General features: G+C 44.0%; 25 protein-coding genes. 20 read left to right on the top strand and 5 right to left on the bottom strand.

Translation table 11 applies throughout. The annotated features are described in order from the left end of the window. Positions 1-38: 38 nt before the first annotated feature. From H581_RS0129555 to H581_RS0129520, 8 genes are all read left to right on the top strand, one after another. Positions 39-743: a TVP38/TMEM64 family protein gene (locus H581_RS0129555; protein ID WP_029192407.1), complete on the top strand. Its 705-nt coding sequence runs from the start codon at positions 39-41 to the stop codon at positions 741-743. Positions 744-777: 34 nt separating this feature from the next. After that, positions 778-1,065, top strand: coding sequence for a CDP-alcohol phosphatidyltransferase family protein (locus H581_RS38675; RefSeq protein ID WP_211231513.1), 288 nt, complete (start codon positions 778-780; stop codon positions 1,063-1,065). A gap of 202 nt (positions 1,066-1,267) precedes the next feature. Then, positions 1,268-3,052 carry an ABC transporter ATP-binding protein gene (locus H581_RS0129545; RefSeq protein ID WP_036720499.1) on the top strand — a complete coding sequence of 595 codons (1,785 nt, stop codon included), beginning with the start codon at positions 1,268-1,270 and terminating at the stop codon, positions 3,050-3,052. 269 nt (positions 3,053-3,321) lie between these two features. Continuing rightward, a complete protein-coding gene (locus H581_RS0129540; RefSeq protein ID WP_029192405.1) occupies positions 3,322-4,524 on the top strand; it encodes a DUF418 domain-containing protein in 1,203 nt (400 codons plus the stop codon). Between the two features lie 268 nt (positions 4,525-4,792). Then, complete coding sequence (locus H581_RS0129535) at positions 4,793-5,371, top strand: TetR/AcrR family transcriptional regulator (RefSeq protein ID WP_029192404.1); 579 nt, start codon at positions 4,793-4,795, stop codon at positions 5,369-5,371. A 215-nt stretch (positions 5,372-5,586) separates the two neighbouring features. Next, on the top strand, positions 5,587-6,618 hold the full coding sequence (locus H581_RS0129530) for a zinc-binding alcohol dehydrogenase family protein (protein WP_029192403.1): 1,032 nt from the start codon (positions 5,587-5,589) through the stop codon (positions 6,616-6,618). A 78-nt stretch (positions 6,619-6,696) separates the two neighbouring features. Further along, complete coding sequence (locus H581_RS0129525; protein WP_029192402.1) at positions 6,697-7,689, top strand: NADP-dependent oxidoreductase; 993 nt, start codon at positions 6,697-6,699, stop codon at positions 7,687-7,689. A 39-nt stretch (positions 7,690-7,728) separates the two neighbouring features. After that, on the top strand, positions 7,729-8,430 hold the full coding sequence (locus H581_RS0129520; RefSeq protein WP_029192401.1) for an SDR family oxidoreductase: 702 nt from the start codon (positions 7,729-7,731) through the stop codon (positions 8,428-8,430). 135 nt (positions 8,431-8,565) lie between these two features. Here the strand turns inward: H581_RS0129520 and H581_RS0129515 are convergent, their stop codons facing one another. The 4 genes from H581_RS0129515 to H581_RS0129505 all read right to left on the bottom strand — a co-directional run bounded on the left by H581_RS0129515 (position 8,566) and on the right by H581_RS0129505 (position 10,422). Continuing rightward, on the bottom strand, positions 8,566-9,330 hold the full coding sequence (locus H581_RS0129515) for a hypothetical protein (protein WP_029192400.1): 765 nt from the start codon (positions 9,328-9,330) through the stop codon (positions 8,566-8,568). Beyond that, positions 9,216-9,521: a recombinase zinc ribbon domain-containing protein gene (locus H581_RS39805; RefSeq protein WP_169507560.1), complete on the bottom strand. Its 306-nt coding sequence runs from the start codon at positions 9,519-9,521 to the stop codon at positions 9,216-9,218. The genes H581_RS0129515 and H581_RS39805 overlap by 115 nt, the downstream gene beginning before the upstream one ends. Further along, a complete protein-coding gene (locus H581_RS39800) occupies positions 9,464-9,691 on the bottom strand; it encodes a hypothetical protein (protein ID WP_169507559.1) in 228 nt (75 codons plus the stop codon). Before H581_RS39800 ends, H581_RS39805 begins: the two co-directional genes overlap by 58 nt. 335 nt (positions 9,692-10,026) lie before the next feature. Further along, complete coding sequence (locus tag H581_RS0129505) at positions 10,027-10,422, bottom strand: hypothetical protein (protein WP_029192399.1); 396 nt, start codon at positions 10,420-10,422, stop codon at positions 10,027-10,029. A 147-nt stretch (positions 10,423-10,569) separates the two neighbouring features. Between H581_RS0129505 and H581_RS0129500 the strand changes: the two genes are divergently transcribed. From H581_RS0129500 to H581_RS39555, 9 genes are all read left to right on the top strand, one after another. After that, the gene (locus H581_RS0129500; RefSeq protein WP_029192398.1) at positions 10,570-11,451 is read left to right on the top strand and encodes a phosphotransferase family protein; all 882 of its coding nucleotides are present in this window, start codon (positions 10,570-10,572) and stop codon (positions 11,449-11,451) included. 123 nt (positions 11,452-11,574) lie between these two features. Then, positions 11,575-12,615 carry an alpha/beta fold hydrolase gene (locus H581_RS35780; RefSeq protein ID WP_036720495.1) on the top strand — a complete coding sequence of 347 codons (1,041 nt, stop codon included), beginning with the start codon at positions 11,575-11,577 and terminating at the stop codon, positions 12,613-12,615. A 122-nt stretch (positions 12,616-12,737) separates the two neighbouring features. Continuing rightward, complete coding sequence (locus H581_RS35775; RefSeq protein WP_051251454.1) at positions 12,738-13,247, top strand: NUDIX hydrolase; 510 nt, start codon at positions 12,738-12,740, stop codon at positions 13,245-13,247. Positions 13,248-13,627: 380 nt separating this feature from the next. Continuing rightward, the gene (locus H581_RS35770; RefSeq protein WP_036720493.1) at positions 13,628-14,326 is read left to right on the top strand and encodes an SAM-dependent methyltransferase; all 699 of its coding nucleotides are present in this window, start codon (positions 13,628-13,630) and stop codon (positions 14,324-14,326) included. Positions 14,327-14,805: 479 nt separating this feature from the next. Then, on the top strand, positions 14,806-15,264 hold the full coding sequence (locus tag H581_RS38670; protein ID WP_029192397.1) for a hypothetical protein: 459 nt from the start codon (positions 14,806-14,808) through the stop codon (positions 15,262-15,264). 190 nt (positions 15,265-15,454) lie between these two features. Then, complete coding sequence (locus tag H581_RS0129470; RefSeq protein WP_029192396.1) at positions 15,455-16,351, top strand: AraC family transcriptional regulator; 897 nt, start codon at positions 15,455-15,457, stop codon at positions 16,349-16,351. Between the two features lie 76 nt (positions 16,352-16,427). Then, the gene (locus H581_RS0129465; RefSeq protein WP_029192395.1) at positions 16,428-16,808 is read left to right on the top strand and encodes a RidA family protein; all 381 of its coding nucleotides are present in this window, start codon (positions 16,428-16,430) and stop codon (positions 16,806-16,808) included. Positions 16,809-17,180: 372 nt separating this feature from the next. Then, entirely contained in the window at positions 17,181-17,885 is a 705-nt protein-coding gene (locus tag H581_RS0129460; protein WP_029192394.1) for a hypothetical protein, read from the top strand. Positions 17,886-17,896: 11 nt separating this feature from the next. Next, entirely contained in the window at positions 17,897-18,595 is a 699-nt protein-coding gene (locus H581_RS39555) for a CD3324 family protein (RefSeq protein ID WP_342663464.1), read from the top strand. A gap of 220 nt (positions 18,596-18,815) precedes the next feature. Here the strand turns inward: H581_RS39555 and H581_RS0129450 are convergent, their stop codons facing one another. Beyond that, positions 18,816-19,514 (bottom strand): MerR family transcriptional regulator, encoded by a 699-nt coding sequence (locus H581_RS0129450; RefSeq protein ID WP_029192393.1) that lies wholly within the window; start codon positions 19,512-19,514, stop codon positions 18,816-18,818. 154 nt (positions 19,515-19,668) lie between these two features. On the opposite strand from H581_RS0129450, the gene H581_RS0129445 reads away from it, so the two are divergent. From H581_RS0129445 to H581_RS0129430, 3 genes are all read left to right on the top strand, one after another. Further along, positions 19,669-20,088, top strand: coding sequence for a VOC family protein (locus tag H581_RS0129445; RefSeq protein ID WP_029192392.1), 420 nt, complete (start codon positions 19,669-19,671; stop codon positions 20,086-20,088). Positions 20,089-20,533: 445 nt separating this feature from the next. Beyond that, positions 20,534-22,264, top strand: a complete 1,731-nt coding sequence (locus tag H581_RS0129435; protein ID WP_029192391.1) for a sensor histidine kinase — start codon at positions 20,534-20,536, stop codon at positions 22,262-22,264. Positions 22,265-22,278: 14 nt separating this feature from the next. Next, on the top strand, positions 22,279-23,961 hold the full coding sequence (locus H581_RS0129430) for a response regulator transcription factor (protein ID WP_029192390.1): 1,683 nt from the start codon (positions 22,279-22,281) through the stop codon (positions 23,959-23,961). The last annotated feature ends 66 nt before the right edge of the window (positions 23,962-24,027 follow it).

Raw genomic sequence — 24,027 nt, 5'->3', positions numbered from 1 at the left:
CTTGTAAATCATAAGAAAATGGGAGTGGGTTAAAAGGTATGGGGGTTTCATCTAAAAAGCAACGATTTAACAAGATTATCACTGCGTCTCTGGGGCTTCTAATGATGGTCTTATTCATTCGTTATTCACCAGAAATTCTTAAATTGACGGTGTCTCTGGATAGTTTTCGAGATTATATTCTTTCAATGGGGAAATTAGGGCCGGTTATACTTATTTTTTTCCAACTTCTCCAAACTGTTATTGCACCAATACCCGGTGAAGTGATTCAAATTGCTGGTGGATATATCTATGGGACTTCTGTAGGTACGCTGTTTATCACTGCAGGCATGTTACTAGGGGCTATTATGGCATTTTATTTCACTAGGTTTTTAGGCGGGGCATTTATTGAGAGTTTACTGAAGAAAAATAAATTTCAATGGATGGCAGGTATGATGGAGAATAAAAAGTTTTCTATCTTCTTGTTCATCATATTTATTATTCCTGGAATTCCCAAAGATTTATTCATTTATGCCGCGGGACTGACGACTATAAAGCCACTAAAGTTTTTCTTGATTTTAATTATCGCCAGATTTCCGTGGCTTCTAGCTTCTGTGAGCATTGGATCTAACATTTATCACAAAAATTATTTATCAACCGTAATCATATCTGGAGTTTTAGTCTTAGCTTTTACTCTGGGATTGATTTACAAAGATAAGCTTATTAACAAGTTATCCATTTTCAAAAAAAGTAATAGTGGGTCTTAATAAAATCCATCATTAGTAAGGAGAATCTATGTTTATGAAAAATATTCCCAATCTGCTTACCTTTACAAATATGTCATTCGGGGTATTTTCAATTGTTGAGATCTTTAATCAAAATTACTTCGTAAGTGCGATGTATATCATTATTGCAGCTTTTATTGATAGATACGATGGGAGAATCGCCAGACGATTAGATGTTTGCAGTGAATTCGGCAAGGAGTTAGATTCCTTAGCTGATTTGGTTTCATTTGGTATTGCGCCAGCTTTACTTATTTATTTTAAATTTAATTTTGATGATCTTGGCATGCTGAAGCTTGTCGTATAGATTGGCGCTATTTAATATCAGAGAATTTGAGGGGACCTTTCGCGGAATTCCTATAACCGTAGCAGGTTTTATTCTCGCCGCATACTCGCTAATTGCACCAGGCACGAATAGTTCAACACTTATATCAGTAATTACCTTGCTTATTTCTTCCTATCTAATGGTATCAACTATAAAATTCAAAAAAATATAATAAGGAGTAATTATGAGCATTCATGATGAGTATACAAATAAACGAGATCTTGAAAAACCCATAAATAAAACCGGTCTACGCTATTTAGGGAATCTATTATTCTCTACAGAAGTTCCCAAGCTAATTCTGGGCATAGCCCTTATTTTAAGTATTATTAGTTCATTGTCGGGATTGATCGTTCCGATTGTTACTGGAAATATGATAGATCAATTTCGTTTAGAATTATTAAATGCCACTTTGATTATACAGCTTGTTTTTATCTTTATTTTGCAAGCCGTATCGAGTGGATTCTCATACTATCTGTTAGCTTATGTCGGTAATAGAATGGTCAATCAATTGCGTAAACAGCTTTGGGAAAAGATGCTTTATCTGCCGATGCGTTTTTTTGATCGCTACCGCTCTGGGGATCTCATGAGTCGCGTTGCAAACGATACAAATGAGATTAAATCGCTCATTACCGATCACTTAATCAATTTTATTTCCAATTTAATTACAATTATTGGTGCTTTAGTAATGTTGTTTTATTTGGATTGGCAAATGACGTTAATCATAATGTTGGTATTACCTATTAGTTTGGCTGTAATGATGCCAATGGGAGACAAGATGTATACCATTTCTGTGCGTTTACAGGAACACTTGGCAGCACTATCCTCGACACTTTCCCAAGTCATTGGGGAAATGAGACTGGTTAAGGCCTCTAACTCGGAGCGAAAGGAATTGAAAAACGGCGCAGCTAACATGGATGATCTATATCAATCAGAAATGAAAGAAGCTCGGATCAATGCAGTACTGATGCCATTGATGACGTTGATCATGATTGTGCTTCTGGTTGTAATTATTGGATACGGTGGAGTTCGTGTTTCCTCTGGCGCCCTTAGCGCAGGGAAACTTGTATCATACATTTTATTATTATTTCAAATTATGATTCCTTTTGAACAGTTTGGGTCATTTTTTTCGAATTTGAAAAAAGTGATGGGCTCAACAGAGAGGCTAAGGCTCATATTGGAACAGCCCCTCGAAACTGATAACAAAAACTCTGTGATACCAGATAAGCATAATATCTTAGAGTTTCGTGAGGTTTGTTTTGGTTATGAAAAGGATAAACAAATTCTGCTCAATGCCACTTTTACCATACCAGATCGTAAAGTAACTGCTTTTGTTGGTCCTAGCGGAAGCGGTAAAACGACCATTTTTTCGCTAATCGAGAAATTTTATGAGCCGGAAACCGGAAACATATATTGGGGTGGTGCGGCAATTGATTCATTTGCTCTCCATGATTGGCGTAAGAAAATTGGTTATGTGTCCCAAGAAAGCCCCCTTATAGCAGGTACAATTCGAGATAATATTATTTATGGAAGAGAAGACGAAGTGAGTGAGCTGGAACTGATTAATGTAGCACGGCTTGCTTATGCCCATGATTTCATTGATGCCTTGCCAAGAAAGTATGATACAGAAGTAGGAGAGAGAGGGATTCAGTTATCAGGCGGACAACGCCAGCGTATAGCAATTGCTCGTGCATTGCTGCGACTACCGGATATTTTGCTCTTAGATGAGGCAACCGCTAGCTTGGACAGTGAATCAGAACATGAGGTTCAAAAGGCACTGCATTATTTGATGCAAGATCGTACAACCATTGTAATCGCACATAGATTATCGACAGTTGTTCATGCGGATCAAATTATTGTATTTGAATATGGACAAGTTACAGGAGTTGGAAGGCATGAGGAATTACTTCAGGCACATCCTTCCTATGCCGCTTGGGCATATAAGCAGTTTCAAGGTATAAAGAGCTACTAATGCAGAATTTTTCTCGTACAAAAGCGATCATTCCTTTTGCTAAATAGAGATATAACAAATGCCAACTTGACTACTTATTCTCTTACTTATCTAAATAACCGTAACGCATCAATCGAAGATAAGTTTGTCACATTTCCCGAGAAAATAGTGGCCCTTCATAACATCGTTAAGATTCAATCTTTATAATTATCCATTGTTAGAATCAAGTTTGTGTAAGTTTCAGATCCGAACCTTATATTGCAATGATAAATGAAAAAGGAGCATTAAATATGATTGTACTAAAAGAAGGACAAGGGCAACCGATGAGTCTGAAGGAACGGGTTCATTTTCTGGACATCGTACGTGGATTCGCTATGCTAGGCATTATTATTGTCAATTATTATCTGATCGTGGATTCCGTAAAGGGATTCGATATGGTCTCGGTTGACGTATTTCATAATCTGGTTTCTTGGTTTGCCGAAGGGAAATTCGTTACGTTATTCTCCTTCCTATTCGGTGTCGGGTTTATGATTTTTATGGATCGAGCCGCGCAGCGGGTTGAGAATCCTACTAAGCTGTTTGCCCGCAGGTTATCCATCCTGTTGGGGTTTGGCGTTTTGCATATCACCTTTGTTTGGGTAGGTGATATATTGGCCTTTTACGCCGTAACCGGCTTCCTGCTTCTCGCTTTCTATAAACACACGCCCAAAATGATTCTGCGATGGATTATCGCACTCATCGTGATTCAATTCCTGACTCCTGTTTTCACGATGTTATACAATGTCGTAAATACTGCAGCACCAGATATGTCGAATTTTGGAGAGTTTGCTCTGTCTAGCCACAATAGTGGCCTTATCTACCTGGAATCTATCGGAGCTCGGTGGGCAGATATGTTAACGATGGCTGCCAGCTCTTTCCCTACAGTCTATTCCATGTTTATCATGTTTCTGCTGGGCGTGTACTTTGTTAAGATGGAATTTTTCAAAAAAATGGAAGCGAAGAAGAGCATATGGAAGCGAATCTGGATCATTAGCACGATCGCTTTTCTGATTACACAGAGTAGTATGTTGCTCGAATTAATTATTCCTTTTGAGAATATGCTATGGATGGAAATTTCCTCTATACTTGGACAAAATGGGGGCTTAACCGGAAGCGTGTTCTATATGAGCACTCTTGCGATGCTGTTTATCCACGTTCCACAGCTGCGAGGCGTTTTGATGATTTTCACTAAAGTCGGACGGATGTCATTGACCTGTTATCTGCTTCACACCATTATCGGAACAACTCTGTTCCTTGGTTACGGATTCGGACTTGCGGATCAGATTCAATCCTCTGGCACGTTCATGATCGGTCTGGCCGTGTACGTAGTGCTCATGATCTTCAGTACATTGTGGTTGAGATGGTTTAAGAACGGCCCCGTGGAATTTATATGGCGAAAGCTGACGTACGGCAAAATAAACGAGCGCCCAAAGGTAATGAAAAAAAGGGTATAGTCACAAGCCAAACCATTTGATCTTGTAGGATGAGGAGTCTATATCTTCACTCCCTGAAGGGGAGCAACGGAGTAATCACAAACCGAGTGCCTTCCGATTTCGCTCTATAAATGATATGCTGAACCGTATCATAAGTAACGGCGAAAATTGAAATATTATCACGATAATCCAAGGTGTGTAATTAGTGATGTAACGATGTGTAAAGGTGACAATTAACTCTTTACCGATCGTTCTCAATATGTTATATTGATGGCGGGAGGGAAACGGAATGGCGAGAAGCAAGGAGTTTGAAGAGAACGCGGTATTGGATAAAGCGATGAGACTCTTTTGGGAACAAGGTTATGAGAAGACATCCATGACCGATCTGGTCGAGCACATGGGAATCCATCGAAGAAGCTTGTATGATACATTTGGCGACAAACATACGCTGTTTCTAAAAGCGATGGATCGGTTTGGCGATAAAATCAACGCTGCGCTTGCAGCTGGAGTTAAACGCTCCAAGTCTGCAGCGGAAGCTCTTCAGTTTATTTTTGACTTCATCATTGATGGAGAAGTAGACTTGCCTTCCGGCTGCTTAATGGTGAATTCAGCTGTAGAATTGGCAGCGCGCGATGCAGATGTTGATGCCAAGTTCACTGAGGCGTGTACAATAGCAGAGCAGCAACTCAAGGAAATTATTCTCTGGGGGCAGCGGGACGGTGAATTTGCCACTGATTACGATGCCGGGGAAATGGCAGAATATCTGCAGAATGTTTGGGTTGGGATAAGGGCAATGGCAAGAACCTCTGTTGCCAAAGAAAAACTTCACCGCATAGCCAATACATCGATTAAACTTATAGAAGGATAATGGTTTTTTTTCTTTAAATTAGAACGATTGTTCCTGAACTCGCGAGTCTCCTCTTTGCCTAAAGCTTTTTTTTCCATCGTAATAATTGCTTGCACTTTTTTTAGAATGATCGTTCTTAAATGTGAACCCGAAACAAATAACAAGAAGCTGAGCCAGCAAGGAATAGAACTGCTGCATTCAAACAAAAGATGAAGATAAGGAAGGATGGATAAACAATGTTAAACCAAAAGATGATGAGAGCGATCGGATATTACGAACCGGGGGAAGGAGTACCGCCGTTTCAGGAGGTTGAAGTGGAGAGACCGAAAGCGTCAGGAAGGGATTTGCTCGTAGCAGTGAAGGCAGTATCCGTCAATCCGTCGGATTGGCGGTCACACAAGGACAAAAAACCGGACGATTCGTCGCTTACGATAGCCGGTCGGGATGTAGCCGGCGTGGTAGTCGAGGCAGGACCGGATTGCAATATATTCAAAGTCGGTGACGAAGTTTATTATTCTGGATCCATCATTCGCCCGGGCGGATTCAGCGAGTTTCACCTGGTCGACGAACGGATTGTCGGCAAAAAGCCTAAGAGCCTCGATTTCGCGCAAGCAGCGGCTTTACCGTTAACAACCATTACAGCGTGGGAAGCTTATTATGAACGATTGGGTATTTCCAAAAATCCATCGGATAATGAGGGCAAAAGTATCTTGATCATCGGGGCTGCGGGGGGCGTCGGATCGATCGCGACTCAACTGGCCAAGCTTGCCGGTCTAACGGTCATCGCTACGGCCTCGCGTCCTGAATCGATCAAATGGACGAAAGAACATGGTGCCGATCATGTTATCGATCATCATCGACCGCTTGAACCTCAACTAAAAGAGCTTGGCCTGGTTGGCGTTCCGTATATTTTTGTTTTGAATAATCCGGATCAGCATTTGAATGAGATGAAGAAGGTGATTTTGCCGCAGGGGAAAATCTGCTCGATTTTGCCATTCGAACAGCCGGCTGAACTTGGTGAATTGTTTATAAAAAGCGTGACGTTTGCTTGGGAATTGATGTACACTCGTTCGGCATTTCAGACGGACGATATGATTGAACAGCATCGACTGCTTAATGAAGTGTCCAATCTTGTGGATGCAGGGAAAGTACGTACAACGATGAAAGAGCTTATCAAACCAATTAATTCCGGAAACCTGAAGGAAGCATTTCACAAGAGCCTGTCAGGCAGCACAATCGGTAAAATCGTATTAGAAGGATTTGAATAAAAGCGCTGGGCAGACAGCAACTGGCATCATCGATCGTTCAAGGGAATTGTTTTAAACCTATAAGATGGAGGCCGCATGATGAGAGCAATGGTAATTGAAAAATACGGGAAATACCCGCTTCAGTTAGCGGATATTCCAAAGCCCGCAGTAGACGATCACGAGGTGCTGGTGGAAATCCATGCGGCTAGCGTGAACCCCCTCGATCTTCTTGTGCGGGATGGTAAATTACGTGTCCTGCTGAAATACGATATGCCCCATGTATTAGGATATGATTTTTCGGGCGTTGTCATTCAAGCGGGACGGAAGGTTACCAGATTCAAGGTCGGGGATGAAGTATTCGGCCGACCAAGCAAGGGCGGAGCCTTCGCCGAATTTATCTCCGTGAATGAAGACGATATCGCCATAAAGCCTCGCAACCTTACCTTTGAGGAAGCGTCATCCATTCCATTGGTCGGGCTTACCTCCTATCAAGTATTGCATGAAAAATTGAAACTAAAGGCCGGGCAGAAAGTATTGATCCAAGCTGGTTCCGGCGGAGTCGGTACTTTTGCTATCCAACTTGCCAAAGCGATGGGACTTTATGTCGCAACAACGACAAGCGAAGCTGGAGCCAAATTGGTCGAGTCGCTTGGAGCCGATCGAATCATCAATTACAAAACAGAACAATTCGATACACTGTTACAAGGTTATGATGCCGTTTTTGATACCAAAGGCGGAGAGACTCTAGAGAAGGCCTTTAAAATTGTCAAAGAGCAAGGCCAAATCGTATCCGTCGTTGGGCCGCCCAATGCGCGCTTCGGAAAAGAGGAGAGGGTTGGCTTCGTCAAAACAAATCTACTTCGGTTGGTTGCCCGGAAGATTACCAAGTTAGAGAAAAAATATAAGGTCAAGTACAGCTTCCTGTTTATGAAACCAAGCGGCAGACAACTGGAGATCCTTTCTGAATGGATTGAATCCGAGAAAATAAAGCCTGTTATTGATCGAGTATTTCCTTTTGAAGACACTCAAAAAGCAATGGAGTACTCCGAATCTGGCAGAGCAAAAGGGAAGATAGTCGTAAAGATAAAGTGATCGCATAACTAAAACAGACAATAAAAGGAGCATATAAAAATGATTATTTCTGAACAAGTTGCATTTGTCACCGGTGCGAACCGGGGTTTGGGCCGTCATCTTGCCTTTGAACTTCTATCCAGAGGGGCTAAGGTGTATGCTGGTGCAAGAAATCCGGAGTCCGTTAACATTCCAGGTGTGATACCTGTAAAGCTTGATATTACTAACCCGCAAGAGGTAGCTGAAGCTGCTATGGTCGCTAAGGACGTTACGCTTCTGATCAACAATGCAGGCACTTCTACAGGCGCTTCTTTGCTTGACGGCGATCTCGACAAAATACAATTGGAATTTAATACCCACTTCTTTGGCACACTATCCATGACTCGTGCGTTCGCGCCTATTCTCACCAATAATGGGGGAGGATCAATCCTGAATATTCTTTCTGCATTATCATGGTTCAGTATAGGGGGTAATGAAGGTGCTTATACGGCTGCAAAGGCAGCAGAGTGGGCACTGACGAACGAGTTGCGCTTAAAGTTGTATCCTCAAAATGTGAGAGTGGCTGGCTTGCATGTGGGCTTTATGGACACAGACATGACGGCCGGCGTTGAAGCTCCGAAGGCCGACCCTGCCGAAATTGCAAAACTGGCTATTGATGGAATAGAGGCCAACAGCTTTGAGATTCTTGCCGATGAACTGAGCCGCAAGCTCCAAAGTGCTCTCGCTGGTGGTGTAGCTGCGTTATACCCACAGCTTACATGAGCCTAACTGTACTAATATCTTCTCTGGCGGTGGAAGGTTTCTAAACACATTTGATGCCCGTGTTCCTGTTGGGACGCGGGCATATTTGTGACAACCATAGTAGGCACCCAAAAAGGTGTCCCTTAAAATTCGCCGTTAGAGTGATACGGTGAACCGTATCATAAGTAACGGCAAGTTTTTTCGGAATATCCCGCAGCAGGCATGGAAAGGCGCATTGCTGGGCATGGGCTTTGGATGGTCCACTCTCGGCGAGTAAGACAGCGCAAACAGGCTTCTGCGAGCTTTTTGGGGACACAAAACGATGCGGTATCTGGAGGGGGACTTTTGCTTGCGGAAAGCAAAAGCCCCCTCCGCCGTTTTGGCGGAAAGGGCCAGTTCAAAAAAATGTTTTTGGACTGTCGGATCGAACTCAAGCTCGATGCCTGCGACTTTGCGTCGGTCTTTCAAGTGGATCTGCTTCACCACGGTCTGAAGAAGCGTCTTCTGCGTCTCGGGAGGCACGTCTTCGAGTAACTTATGGAACTGGGCGAGCGCCTGTCGGACATGCTGGAGCGGGACGGGATCGGATGTGTTGTCCGCGAGTTGCAGCTCTGCTTCGGCTTTTCGACGTGTGAGTTGTTCGTGTTGGACCTTCAACTCGCTCAGCCGCTCTATGAACAGGTCGTCGTCTACGCCGCTAGTCTCGAAAAGTTTGAAGAACCGCTTGCGCTGGCTCTCGATGGTTGCCAATTCCTTGTCGATTGCCGTCAGTTCCTTCTGGAGAGGGGCGACACTCTTTATCCGGTCTAGGTTGATCTTCTTGACGACGTCCTCCAGCACTTTCGGCTTCTGGAAAGCCTCGGAAAGCCGCTGAAGACGAAGCTCTCGACCATGTCGGCCCGGACGGAGTTCGAACTGCAAACCCGGCTTCCACGATTGCGGAAGCTATTGCAGACGTAATACCTTCGGTTGACAACAGTTCCGTCCTTGAGCGTGTCGCGGACGCGGTGTGCTCCAAGCGTCGTCCCGCACTGGGGGCACCTCAGGAACCCTGTCAGGGGGTACGTGCCTTCGAAGACGCGTGACGGGGAGAACGACTTCTTGGCGAACAAAGCTTGGACGGTTTCCCACAGGTCTTGGGAAACGATCGGGTCGTGTTCGCCGTCGACGACGATCGGGTTCGGATTGACTCCCTTGCGCTGCTTTTCGCTCCAGTTCCCCGCACGTTGTACCTGATCTTCCCGACGTACACCGGGTTGTTGATGATCGTCTTGACCGCCACGCAGCTGAACGCGTTGCCGGGCTTCGTCAGGCAGTAACCGATGATTTCTTAGGCTGCTGCGATGAGTTGTGGGTCTCCTTGAAAGACTTCGTTCAGGAACAGGCGGAACCTTGGCAGTCAGCATCCGGATCGTACGCGATGTGGTTCTGGATGCTGGAGTGAAAGTCCGGGCGATGGTTCCAGCCTGAACGTTTCCGTGTTGAACATCCCGTCCGCCAAGTTCAGTTAGTTTTTGCGCGTGTCGAACTCGGGCACGTACTCGGCAAGCCGCGAGAGTGTCGTCATGTAGCCGCTCTCCCACGTTGGCCTCCAGACGCCGGGCTGTTCTCGCTCGATTATCTGGAAAAGCTTTCGGTGCAGTTGTTTTTCAGGCAACAGACACCGTGCTCGTAGAGGATAAAGCGCTCGCCGTCGGCAACCCGCAGTTCGAACGTTCGCAGCACATGCTTGGAGAACAGGTTGGGATTGACGTCCGTGATCCCCTTGAGCGGGTCGCAGACGAGACCTTCTCCGTGGTTCAGCCCGACGTTGCCGAGGTCGTGGACGTTGTCGCCCGCTTCAAGCAAGACGATGTAGCCGTTCTCGCCTAAGCCAAATTGGCTTTCCGCTTCGTATTCAAGCTCAAACCTTAGTTGGTTGAAGTAGTCTTCGACCTGATCGAGGAGTGCCGCCGGAAGTGCCCCAACCCGGCGCAGAATGACAAGGTCCTGCTGTCTCTTGATGATCCTCATTCATACATCCCTCCTAAAATTGAAAATGGCCCCTCGAAAAAGGGGTCTTGGTACTGGGTCAAAAATATGATATATGTAGGAAATTGGATTTGATTCGGTTTTCAGAGAAACAAATCGGAAGAATCGCTCCAAAACAGGAGGTTACATATGAGTTCTATTCTAAAAGTTATAGAAAAGCTAAAGTTGAACGTCTTGAATGTTGAAGATGTTCCAGAGTCATTTAGTTCTGATGTATACAAACTTACGCTTGCCAGTGGAGAAAACGTTTTTGTAAAAATTCCATTTAACAAGGATAAACTATTCCGTGAATTTCAGATGCTTGAAACATTAAAGGGTATAATACCTGTTCCTAAGGTATTGGACATTTGGTACGGGGATGAAAGTACTACTGGAGCATTGCTTCTTTCAGCAATTCAAGGTATGCCTTGTACAGGAGACATTGATGAGAAACTCTCTTTTCAAATTGGCGTGTATCATGCTATGCTCCATGAGGTTAAATCTCCTGGGTATGGTTTCCATGTAACCGATGGTTTTAAGTTGCTTGACCAAAATAATTGGAGATTACATATCAAAAGTAATTTTGAAAAGTGGAAAGAGCCATGCAAAGAGATTCTCGACTCAAAATTGTATGAAAGATGTATTCTTCACTTTGATGGAGTTTTCTCTGCTTTACCGGATCCTGACGGACCATGCATTGTTCACATGGATTTTAGACCAGGTAATATATTGGTGAATGGTAACGAGGTTGCTGGCATTATTGATTTCGAGAGTGCCCGTGGTGGATCGTCGGAAATAGATTTTACAAAAGTCAATCGATATATTTGGGAAGTCAATCCGAGAACAAAGATACCGTTCATTGAAGGTTATCAATCGATTCGACCTATGTTGGCTCTGGAAAGAGTGCTGCCATTTTATGATATTTACGATGCTTTCAGCGCAGTTGTTTGGTGTAAAAACAGAGGAATTGAAAAAAATCAAACGTTCCTTCAGGAAAATATTCTTACTTTAAGGAATTCGGTGGGTTATTGAGTATAGTTGTTTAGATTTGATAGGGCAGGCCATCCCACAAAGGATGGCCTTTAAACTTACCGTTACAGATAGCGCGGAGAACCGTATCATAAGTAACGGCAAACCAAAACGAGGGATTCACTATTGAAGAACATCAAGAAATGGATGAAAATTAGCGCAGCAGTATGTATCGTGCTCACAGCCGTATGTTTTATTCGGCCGACATGGACCCCTGCCATTGAGGGGAGCAACACCATCAGCGTGCTCAAGAAAATGGAAGTGAATGATACGAGTCTTGAGGTGATGATTCGAGGGACGGATCGTTCCAATCCTGTCCTGCTCTTTGTGCACGGCGGTCCAGGTTATTCCGAGATTCCATACGCGCGCAAATATGAACAATTGCTGGAGCAGCATTTCACGGTGGTTCATTATGATCAGAGAGGAAGCGGCAAATCTCATCAACTCCTCAAAGATTACTCTCAGCAGACAGTGGACCAGCATGTGGACGATCTGCTTCGGCTGACAGAATCGGTTTCACTTTTGCTGGGCCAAGAAAAAATACTGCTGGCGGGCCATTCATTCGGCACTCATATCGGCATGCAAGCAGCGGCAGCAGCTCCTGACAAATTCCACGCTTATATTGGTATCGGGCAGGTATCCGATTCCATACAAAGCGAATTGGACGGCCTTGAATACACCCTTATGCAGGCTGTGCTGGCCGGGAATAAGCGAGATATAACCAAATTGGAGTCGCTGCGGGATGAAATCAGTGACGGAGAGCGTCTTACACCACGGAATCTGGTTGCCAAGTACGGCGGGTCCTCAAGATTGATTCACTTTAACCGTGAGTACTGGACAGGGCTGCTTACGTCACCGGAATATAATTGGCTGGATGCGGTGCGTTTTCTAAGAGGGGTTCTGAGTGGGCAGGACATTTTGATTTCCGATCGGAAGAAGAAGCCGCTAATTAATCGGTTGGAAATTCCTTGTTACTTCGTTATGGGCAAGTATGATTATATGACCTCGGCGGATGCAGCCAAAGTTTATTTTGACTCTCTTGAGGCGCCCGTTAAAGAGTATGTGCTTTTCGATCGTTCGGCGCATTTTCCACATTATGAAGAGCAGGAGCTATTTGCTGAATGGCTATTGAAGATGTGGGAAGAGCTGATCTTGGCTAAGCAGTAAGTATATTTATACGAGAGAAGCACAGCCGATACATTTGCTTGCAGAGCTTATCGAGGTAGCGATAATTGAAGTTTTATATCAAAACAATAAAGCAGCAAGTTTACCTAAGGGAGTGAGTGCAATTGTTTTATGTCAATGCCCGTGCCATCGTAGAGCGTGAACACAATGGGAAAACCGAAATTATAGTTCAGACGCGTAACAAGCCGAATCAGCCGAAACAACTGGAGTTGCCGGGAGGCCAAGTGGAGAAGTTTGAGTCCTTGACACACGCGCTGCGCCGCGAAGTGAAGGAAGAAACCGGTCTAGATGTCACTTGGATTGAAGGCGAAGATACGCGTATCGATACGGAAGGGATAAATCCGAATTTTGTTGTCGAATGTGTTCGGCCATTTACTGCATACCAGACGATTATAGGCGGAATCGATTCGGTCGGTTACTACTTTGTTTGCAAGGCGGAGGGTGAATTACTCAAAAAAGGCGACCATACATATAACCCCCGATGGGTCACCATAGACGAACTGGCAGAACGGATACACAACGATCCGTTGCAGTTTATTAACATTGACTGTGCCGCCATCATGTTCTACTTAAAACACCGTGTAAATGTCTTGCCAGTTGTTGAAACATATTAGCTCCTTCCAGTTACGCTAACGGGTAACGATAGCATTCAATGCCGAAGGGCTACCGCGTTGCAGTCCTGCGCTCAACTACCATGAAAGAACGGATTAACTTTCATTCTCTGTGGTGCCGCGCCTTGTACGGCATGGATGACGGGTACGATAGCTTAACATTCTAAACATTCATCAGAACGAGGCTGCCAATGGAACGGCAGTCTCGTTGGTAGGGTAGGATAGTTTTGGAATCTAGAAGGAAATTCACAATTGAAATTGAATTGTATAACCAGCGGTGAAATTGCTAAAAACTAACTTAATGGGAGTGTTTATATTGAGAATAATTATGATGGAGTTGAGTATGGTGATGTCTCATTAAAATAATAGGAGATGAACAGAAATTGAAAACTAGATTTGAATGTACTGCAAATTATGACCCCAGTTGGATAAATGAAAATAAAAGGGGCCCTAACCCTCTATGGCTTCTTGAAGACCTGACTAAGGACATGAACCTAAGGAAAGGTATGAAAATTTTAGATATGGGCTGTGGGAAGGCTATCACTTCAATATTTCTAGCGAGAGAATACGGATTACAACTTTGGGCAAACGATTTATGGATTGATCCTACAGAGAACTTAAACCGAATTAAACAAGCAGGTGTTGAGGATCGGGTGTTCCCTTTAAAAGCCGAAGCTCATTCCTTGCCGTATGCTAATGAGTTTTTTGATGCCATAATTAGCATTGATGCTTATCACTATTTTGGAACGAGTGAACTCTATTTTTCTTGGTATTTTCAAAAGTTAGTAAAAAGTGGAGGGCAAATAGGAATAGTCGTACCAGGCGTAACAGATGAAATTAACAATGAGGGTGACCTCCCTGAAAAATTAAAACAACTCTGGAGCGACGACCTGTATACTTTCCGAACTTATCAGTGGTGGAAAAATCATTGGGATAAAACTAAACACGTAACAATCGATCTCGCTGGTAATATAGAAGACAGCAAAGAGTTATGGCTCAAATCAAATTGCGATCAAGAATTACTTGCAGCAGATGAAGAAGATCTTCTTACCTTTGTAAAAATAATTGCAACAAAAAAATAGCAATTGGACCGTCAGTTTATATATGAACTGGCGGTTTTCAATTTATAAATGGTTAACTACTATGAAAGAACGGATTAACTTTCATGCTCTGTGGTGCAGCATAAGAGATGCATGGATGGACGGACGGGTACGATAGTTGAACACCGAAAGGGCTGCCACGTGATAGTCCTTCATTACGAACGGTGGATAAAGCAATAATTTTGTAGGATGATTACCCAGAATTTGGGCATATAATAGGGAAATCATTACGTCATAAGAAGGAGGTAAAATGAAAAATAACCGCCTTGAGTCCTATCATTATTTAATTGAAATTACCGCACAACTCAAACCGGAAAATGTGGAATATTAGAAAAGGCAATTAATAAGGAGCGAGGTGAAGGGGAATATGCGTATAACGATAAGTCAGAGCCAATATTTGGATTTTGAATGGAAGTCGGCTTGCTTTTGGTGAGGGGAATGTAAAAGGGAGGATTAAAAACGTGTTAAATTATAGAAAACCAAGGTTCTGGGTACTTGTTTTCTCAATTGTCATTATGATAGCAGCTGGGATTGGTTTGATAGCAATTCCTAAAATTAAGGGGATAGATGAATTAGAACAAATGACTGACTCAAAGAATATGCCATTAGTTGAAGAAGTTTCTTTTGAAATGCCAGAGAAATCAGCAGTAGACATATTAAGAGACCTGGCAAATCAACAATTTTCAATTAAAGGAAATCAAATTAGTGATGATGATCAAGAAACCGTTCTAACATTTGGAAAAGCTTTTGTGGATTTATACACTGGAGCTATTGCAGAACAGCAGGAAGTATCATTTAAAAATTATATATCTAACGAGAATTTTCTTAAATTCACAAATAAAATGTTTGAGTTAGAACGAAGAAGGGAATTAACAGGAGGAATCGGTGTGATTTTCGGTTTGGGAAATGATTCAAGGTAATCTTACTATTTTATGGCGAAGTCCTCCTGCGAAACGGAAGACTTCGCTTGTTGAGTGTTACGGTGAACCGTATCACAAGTAAAGGCAAGTTTTCATCTAAACTGTCAAGAAGACGCAACTTAGTTGTGCACAAATAGTTGCGATGCGAAAATGCTGGTATTTTATACTTTGTTCGAGAGGAGGGAAATAGATGGAATGGCTTGAGCGGATGAACCGGGCGATGGACTATATCGAATTGAACTTGACCGGGGAGATTGAACTGAGCGAAGTTGCACGTAGAGCTTGCTGTTCATCCCATCAATTCCAAAGGATGTTCTCATTCATTACCAATGTAACACTGGCGGAGTATATTCGGCGCCGAAAGCTTACTCTTGCCGCACTCGAATTGCAGAATAGCGAGACAGCGAGAGTGATCGATATTGCCATGAAATACGGCTATGAATCCCCGGTTTCTTTTGCGAGAGCTTTTCAATCGATTCATGGGATCACGCCGGCAATGGCTCGCCAAGACGGAGTTGCTCTAAAAGCCTATTCACGCCTTTCCTTCCTGATTACGATCAAAGGAGTTGATGCGATGAATTATCGTATTGAAACGAAGGAATCATTCGAGGTATTCGGCATGGAACGAGTTTTTCGTATCGATGGAGGCGGTGATGCACCGAACACGCCGGCACAATTCTGGCAACAAAGCCACGCCAATGGCGAAGTAGAGAGACTTGCTGCTAATGCCGGCGACTTGCCCCGTTTTGTGAGTCAAGATTCATACAAAGTACATGCGATTTGCAGTTACAAAAATACAGGAAATGATACTTTCCCGTATATGCTGTGTGCCTTTAAAAGCGGAACCAGCAACGCGAACGGATATTCTACCATAACGATTCCCGCACAAACATGGGCCATCTTCCCCTCGGAACCAATTGCTTGGGATGCGTTCGGTGGTACCATTGAGACGTTGTATCGACGATTTTTTACGGAATGGCTCCCAACCTCAGGCTATGAGCAGGTGGATGGAATGGAATTGGAAATTTATGGCGAAAGAGCTGGGCTTCATTCCGTTGAACTATGGTTCGCCGTAAGGAAAATCTAAAGCACGATTACGACTTTGAGCATGAATCCCAATATGCGGGATGGAACAAATATGAAATAATAAGGGAGATAAAATAGTGCTGAGAAAATTCACCCCTTCAGGGATGGCAACTTCAGACCATTATAACCAGGGTGTTGAGGTTACATCTTTTCAACGTATGCTGTTCATCTCAGGCCAAGTAGGTGTAGGTCCTGACGGAATTCCCGGTAAAGATATAAGGGAGCAAACTGAGTTGGCGCTCAACAATTTAAACAAAGTTCTTGCTGGCGCTGACATGGATATAAACGACATAGTAAATTCCACGATCTATTTAACGGATGAAAATCTGATCGGTGCCTTCATGGAGGCTGGCGCAGGGTTCTTGCCTACCCCTCCGCCGGCGACAACGTTAGTTATTGTCAAAGCGCTCGCTTCACCGGTTTTGCTCGTTGAGATCGAAGCCGTTGCAGCGAAGTGATGTTCGGTTACTCCTTTTATGTCAAAGTAACGGGGAAGAACGATAACCAGGGAGCAGGCTGCCGCAAGGTGGCCTGTTCCCTTATTGAAGTAGGCGTCAAATCGTGGATGTCGTTAAGCAAAACGGATACTATAGTTGTTTAAAGCGAACTCAAAGAAAGGGCCATCCGACAAGGATGGCCCTAAAAACATGTCGGTACAGACAGGCGCGGTGAACCGTACTACAAATAACGGCAACATTTTTTTGGGACTGTGTAAAGTTAGTTAAAGCTATTTATTGCCTATATTCCTCACAAATCCAATGATATCCTTACCCTATATCAGATGCGCGCCTGATGAATCTTAGTTTGATAATGGAAAAGGAGATGAAAAAATGGGTAAGGACAATGTCATTAGATCAATGCTTTCCGAAAAGGTAAATATGACGCCGAATGGTTTTGTTGCCGATCAATTAAACCCCGAACAGTTTACTGATTGCCACGAATTGTTTTTTGACAAGATCCTTGACATTCATTCTTCCGATATAACGGGAGTAGAAGGTTATGGACAGTTTAATGAGGATTGCAAAACGGAATATGGGACTTGTGGGGAATATTTGATCGATACATTCGCAGAAGATAAAGAGGGGTACTGGTTTAATTGGAAGGAGATGTTCGAGACAACGGTTCTTGAGCGAGAATTCTTCGAGAAGTACTTGAAGGAAATGAAGGACAGAATTCCATATTGTGAAGGACGACATTACCTGGTTTACAACAATACATTTTTCGAAAATATGATCACGGACGGGAAGACTACGGTAGGGTTCCCTGACTGGAGCAGATCCGGCATCTGCGATTTCCTTCTCGATTTTGCCATTATGGACCTGAATAAGCCGTACTTGCACATCCCGGAATTGTTATTCGAGTATGGCAAGAAAAGGGACATCGTCATACCGGATTTCCAAGAGAGATTCTTATGTATGGCTTATTATAAAGGGATCGATGTCTTGCGGTGGCATGCATCGATTGATGACACGGAGTCCTGCACGTCGATCATGAAATCCATAAGCGAACTGAAAGACCGAATTTACTCCTTATAGATGGTGATGGGATGAAATATGAAAATGCCAAAGATATTATCCCCGAGGAACTATTGAAAGAAATCCAGAAATACGCGGCAGGAAAACTTCTTTATATTCCTTCCGGGGAGGAAAAAAGGGCTTGGGGCGAAACGTCCGGCTACCGGGGACAATTGCGAAGGCGCAATCTAATGATTCGCAATAAGTATGCCCATGGGCTCACGGTTTCGGAACTTGCGGACGAATACTTCTTATCCTTGGATTCCATTAAGAAAATCATCTACTCGAAGAATAACGATAACATGATAACGTATTCACCAACGTTAGAATCGGCTGTGAAATATGCGAATGCCGGGTTGATGGAAGAATGGATTCAATGCTATTTGCTGCTTACGTGGAAAGCTGCTCCCATTGTACATGATCTCATGAAGGGAGATCCTCTCTATTTCGGAGTTGTTAAGTTTCCATTACGTCTCATTCAGTGCGAAGGTTACGAAATCAGGGAGAACCTTGCAGGCGAAAGTGATGTAGATGTATCTACTCCCCCACCGCTTCTTATTCAATATGAGGAAGGAAAGTTTTATTGCACCGTCCAGCAGGAGTTTTTGGCATTATTAAAACAACGCAAAGTAAATGCTTATCCGACTATCATCGTTTTGAAAGGAAATTCCGAGTATAAGAGATTCATGAAATACTATGGAAACATATTTATTTATGTTGCTAAAGTATGATTTGTTACTGAAAGAAGAAACACGTGCGATTACCCCGGAAAGAGCCATCCTGCAAAGGATGGCTCTAAAATTTGCCGTTACAGACAGCGTGGTAACCGCACCACAAATAGTGTTGCAGGATTTATGACGAAGCTGCCCTATCTGAAATGATTAGATTTTTTGGCTAAGGCGTAACGATTTTACGCAAACAGCGGCTATTTTCCCTTCATAGCCATTTGCATTAAGGAATCAATTCTAATTTCTCACAAAGCTGATATAAATAACGGACGCCTTTCATTTGAAGTTGATTCATGCGATCCAAGTGGATCTGGTAATCGGTAGAGATTTTCCTTATTTTATCGAAATCGTCGCTTTTAAGCTCTCGAATAATCTCTTTGATCCCGTTTAGCGAGTATGTATAAACATACGGAGATGATTTGAGAGTATGAATAACGCGAATCTGACGAATATGGTTTTGGTTTAAAATACGGTATTTGTTTTCGTTGTCACGCGGGATAGTGAGCAGCCCAACCTTTTCCCAGTACCGGATCGTTGTCGTCGGAATTCCCGTTTCTCTCGATATCTCACTAATTGTTAAAGGTCCCTCTTGTGCAATAAGAGGCTCCTCTAAACTTTTCAATGTTTTCTCGGATATGATCTTCTCGTTATGCAGGGAGGATTGTGCTTCGTTAACGAGCCAAAAAGCGAAATTGACGCGATTGGTGTGAATGTTTTTAAGAACTTCTGCAGTTAATTGCAGCCCGAAACCATCCGCCATCGCCCTTATACATTCGAAAAAAGCAACATGAAACTCGGTATATACCCGGTAACCTTTAGCGGAACGCTCGACGGGTGGAATCAACCCCCATTCCTCATAATGCCGTAATGAGCTCGTGCTAATGTTGAGCTTGCGAGCGATATCAGCCGGTCTTAATGCCACTTCATCCACCTCCGATTTAGATGTAAACATTATACTAAAATCTAGAGTTGATTTCATTTTAGTTCTTTAATATAGGATATAAGCTCCTGAACTTTAGCTCTAGCTTATATGTAGTAAGATAAGATTGAATCTAAAACGAAAGGGTGTAATACGATTGAAAATCAATTCAACCGCCTTGTCTTTAACCGTTTACGATGTGGAGGCATCAAGCGAATTTTTAAAGACACACTTTAAATTTCAAGAAAAGTGGAGTGCGGACGGCTTTGCTTATCTCACACATCAAGGGTTCAACATGCCTATTATTTTCCTGGAATCGGGGAAGGACGTTCTTCCCGAAGCCATTCGCAATGACACAGTATCGGGTGTAATCGTGGCCTTTGTCGTCGATGAACTCGAGGTTGAATATGAACGCCTTAAAAACGAAGGCGTCATGATCACGGAACCTATTCGAGAGGACCCTTGGGGTGAACGCCTATTCCAAGTTACCGACCCCAATGGTGTCGTTATTCAACTCGTACAATGGGTTGAACCGAGCGATGAGCAATATGCGGAGCATAATGCCGACGCAAACTGACTGCTGCGAAGTTTTTGTTGGTCACAGATCGCAAATCAGGCGCTCGCTGGAGCGCGGTGCGCAGAGCAGGCTGCTGTGTGAATCTCGCAATTCCGGCGCATAGGAATGCGGATTGCAGGGTCGAAGATTAACCTGCTATTCATTAGAAGTACAACGAGTGTGCAGCGCAAACGAATAAAGCTGTCATTTACGCCGGAGAAGCGGCGTAGGTGGCAGCTTTTTTTTTGAAATTCAAGGCACAGAACCGAGCTGTATGAAGATGCAGCTGAAGGTTCGAGCGAAGCAGCAGCCGTTTATGCTTTTTGGAGGCGTTGTTAGCGGAGGCAAATCTTGCCTTGATGTCGAAAAGAAGGACATTGCTCCAGATGTGTCGTAAATGGTACAGAACATTTCAGCAGCTGTTCGAGAACCCATTCCGGTCTCGATGGAGAGGAGCCGAGTCTTGATGAAACTAAACATACGGTCGAATCTGCACGTCTATCAAAAGGTCATTATTGTGTTCATGGCGATGATGATCCCGGTTTATCTGATTAATTTATGGATGAATATGTCGGGTCTAACGATTATGAAGAAAGGCTTTGCCAATTCAAGCCTGTCCAATGTCACCTTCTATTCCAGTCAGTTGGACGACCAGATTGCGTTTGTCCGCAAGCAGCAGCTGCATCTGTTGAACGACTCCGACCTGCAGAAGTTAAGTTTTCTTGGCGAACAGTTAGACGGCTTTGAAGATTTCCAACTCGTAAATCGAATCGGAGAACGTCTTGTCTCGATTCAGGATTCAAGCGATTACCTTGTCAATGTCGGAACGTACATCAGATCCCTCGGCAGAACCATTTCTACGCAGAACGGCGTCGCGAAAACCGCGGAGAATTCCGAATTTTCCATCATATCGGGGTACAGTCCCTTGCAATCCGCACAGCCTTTCTATTATGACGACGGCAGATTGTTTTTTATCGAATCCGGCAACAACGGCAATATCCTTGTATACATGGAGCTCTCCGTCCCGAAGCTCGTGGAGACGCTGTCGCATCTTATTGAGTATTATCAGGACTCCGGCGCTCTGCTGGCAAATGACGGATTCGACACTTTGATTTCGGTGAGAGCGTATGAACCGGTTTTGGAACAACTTAAAGCAATCAAAGCGATCCATGAACCAGGTCATGAACAGGAATTTCATAGGATGAAGATCGGCAACCACAACTATATGATCACCAGCACCGAAATCCGCACCCTTGGACTGACATTATATACGTATATGAGCGAAAGCGAAGTGACCGAGCCGCTCAAAAAGTTCAATTTCTGGTTTATCCTCTTTTCCTGCGTTTCGATAGCAATCGTAATCATGTTCTCCTTCTCCATTAATTTAATGATTCATAAACCTTTAAAAAAGCTGATCCGGGCATTTAAAAAATTGGAAACGGATAACCTGATCGTCTCGCTTCGAAGTCAGCAGCACGATAACGAATTCGGTTATTTGTACCGCAATTTTGACCAGATGGTCGATAAGCTGAGGCAGTCGATCAATGAGAATTACGAGCAAAAAATCGCTCTTCAGCATTCCGAACTGAAGCAGCTGCAGTCCCAAATTAATCCGCATTTTCTGTATAACAGCTTCTTTAATCTCTATATGATTTGCCGGAGCGGCGATCTGGAAAGCTCAGCGACATTGGCGCAGAAGCTCGGAGGCTATTATCAATTTATTACGCGCAGCGGGAAGGACACGGTATCGCTTGAGGAAGAGTATCGGCATGCGCTGGACTATTGCGAAATTCAAAGCATCCGCTTCTCTAACCGGATCCATGTGGAAGCATCCGAGCTTCCCGAATCCGGAAGAACAGTGGAAGTTCCCCGTATAATTGTGCAGCCGCTTGTCGAGAATGCGTTCGAGCACGCCTTCGAAAACGGGATGCGCCGCGGGCATGTCCAAATGGAAACGACCCTTCAGGATAATCGGTTGTCCATAGTTGTCGAGGACGACGGGAATGCGCTTACGGAAGAATCGCTGCTTGAATTGCGGAATACTCTTGACAACGCATCGCATATTTCCGAAAAAACGGGACTCGTTAACGTCTGCCGGAGAATTCAGCTGCAATTCGGCGAACATAGCGGCGTTTTTGTCTCCCGAAGCGCAATGGGCGGATTAAAGGCGGAGATTCGCATTTATTTTGATAAATAAGGGGTCTGAGATGAATGTTCCGATTATTAATTGTTGATGACGAGCCTGCCATTGTAGACGGATTGCAGCAGCATTTCCAGGAAGAAGAATGGGAGCTTGACCTGTGTAAAGCTTATTCGGCGGACGAAGCGTTGGAAATTGCGAAAAGAACGAAAATCGATCTTCTGATCAGCGATATACGGATGCCGGGAAAAAGCGGACTGCAGCTGGTCGACGATGTCTTGTTTTATTGGCCTTCCTGCCGAGTCATTTTGCTTACCGGGCACAGTGAATTCGATTATGCCTACAAAGCGATCCAAAAAAATGTAGACAGTTACATCCTGAAAATGGAAGGGATCGATGTGATTCATAAAGCGGTAAGCGCAGTCCTCGGTAAATTCGAGGAGGAGCGAAGGAATCTGAACATGCTGAAACGGGCCAGCCTGAAGCTGACGGTAGCGGAGCCTTTATTGAAAAAGGAACTTTTTGAAGCGCTGCTGATCGGGGACAACGCCGCAAATGCCGGGCGCAGCGAGTGGTACGATGGACCGTCCTTGCTTATCGACCTGGGAAAACCGTTCATTATGTTTTCCGGAATGGTTGATCATTGGCAAGAAAAAATGACTTATATGAAAAAAATGGAAATCTATTATTCGGTGCAGAACCTTTTCGCGGAGCATCTGCCTCTGCAAATCAAAGCGGAAACGGTTATCCATGACCGAAGCGTTCTCTGTTGGTTTGTCCAGCCCGATACGGCCTCTACTAGATTTACGGAGGAAACTGGCGGAACGGACTGGCAGGCACTGGTCTATTATTTGAAGGGAATGCTGGAACCGGTGCAAAACAGCTGCCGCAATGAACTGGGCGTTTCGATATCGTTTGTCGTGGGCAGGGGGGCGGTTAAAGGGAATGAGATTGGAAAAGAGTTTGATTTGATAAAAGCGGTGTTCAAGCAGCGGGCTGTATTCGGGCCGGAGATGGCGGTCATCGATCTTGACAAATCAGACGAATGGTTTAAGGGGGAAACAAGAAAATACGCCGCTCCTCCAGCCGTTGAATTTAATAAAAAGCTTCATGCTTTAGAAAAATTTCTGGACGAAGGCAATGAGAAGGAAGCTGCCGGTTTAACCGCGGATTTGGTCAGCGTGTTAAAAAATGAGACGAATCCCAACTACGTGATGGGGAAGGAGCGTTATTATATGCTTCTGTTAGTTTATTTGTCCGCCCTGAACAGCATGGATTTTTCCGATAAATCGCTGCATGAAATCCGGATTGCCAGTATTTCCGTATTTGAGTCGCAGGCGGAATGGGGGACAATCGAAGAGCAGTTGATCAGGCTATGCGAGCTGATCTGCCAGATGAAGAAGGAGCAAATCGAGAATAGCGAACATCGGATCGTCGAACGGGTTCACCGTTTCGTGAACGAAAATTTAGGTAACGATCTGTCGCTTGCCCGCATTGCGGAAGTCGTTTATTTCAACCCTTCTTATCTCTCCCGCTTCTATAAGCAGCTGACCGGCCGCAATTTGTCCGATTACATCAACGAAGCGAGAAAGAATGCCGCGATGGACATGCTTATGCATACGCAGCTGAAGGTGAATGAAATCGCCCTTAAGCTGGGATTTGAATCGCCTTCTTACTTTACTTCCTTCTTCCGCAAGATGACGGGATCCTCGCCGCAGGAGTTTAGAGAAACCGCTGTCAGGAGAGGTAAATAGAACAGAAGCATGTAAAGATCTTGATATTGTCCCGAAGTTATGGCCGGACTTATGATAAATATGTAA

Source organism: Paenibacillus harenae DSM 16969 (assembly GCF_000422465.1).
GTDB classification, from domain to species: Bacteria; Bacillota; Bacilli; order Paenibacillales; family Paenibacillaceae; genus Pristimantibacillus; species Pristimantibacillus harenae.
The sequence above is the reverse complement of the archived record's forward strand: the minus strand, read 5'-3'. Positions and strand labels throughout refer to the sequence as shown.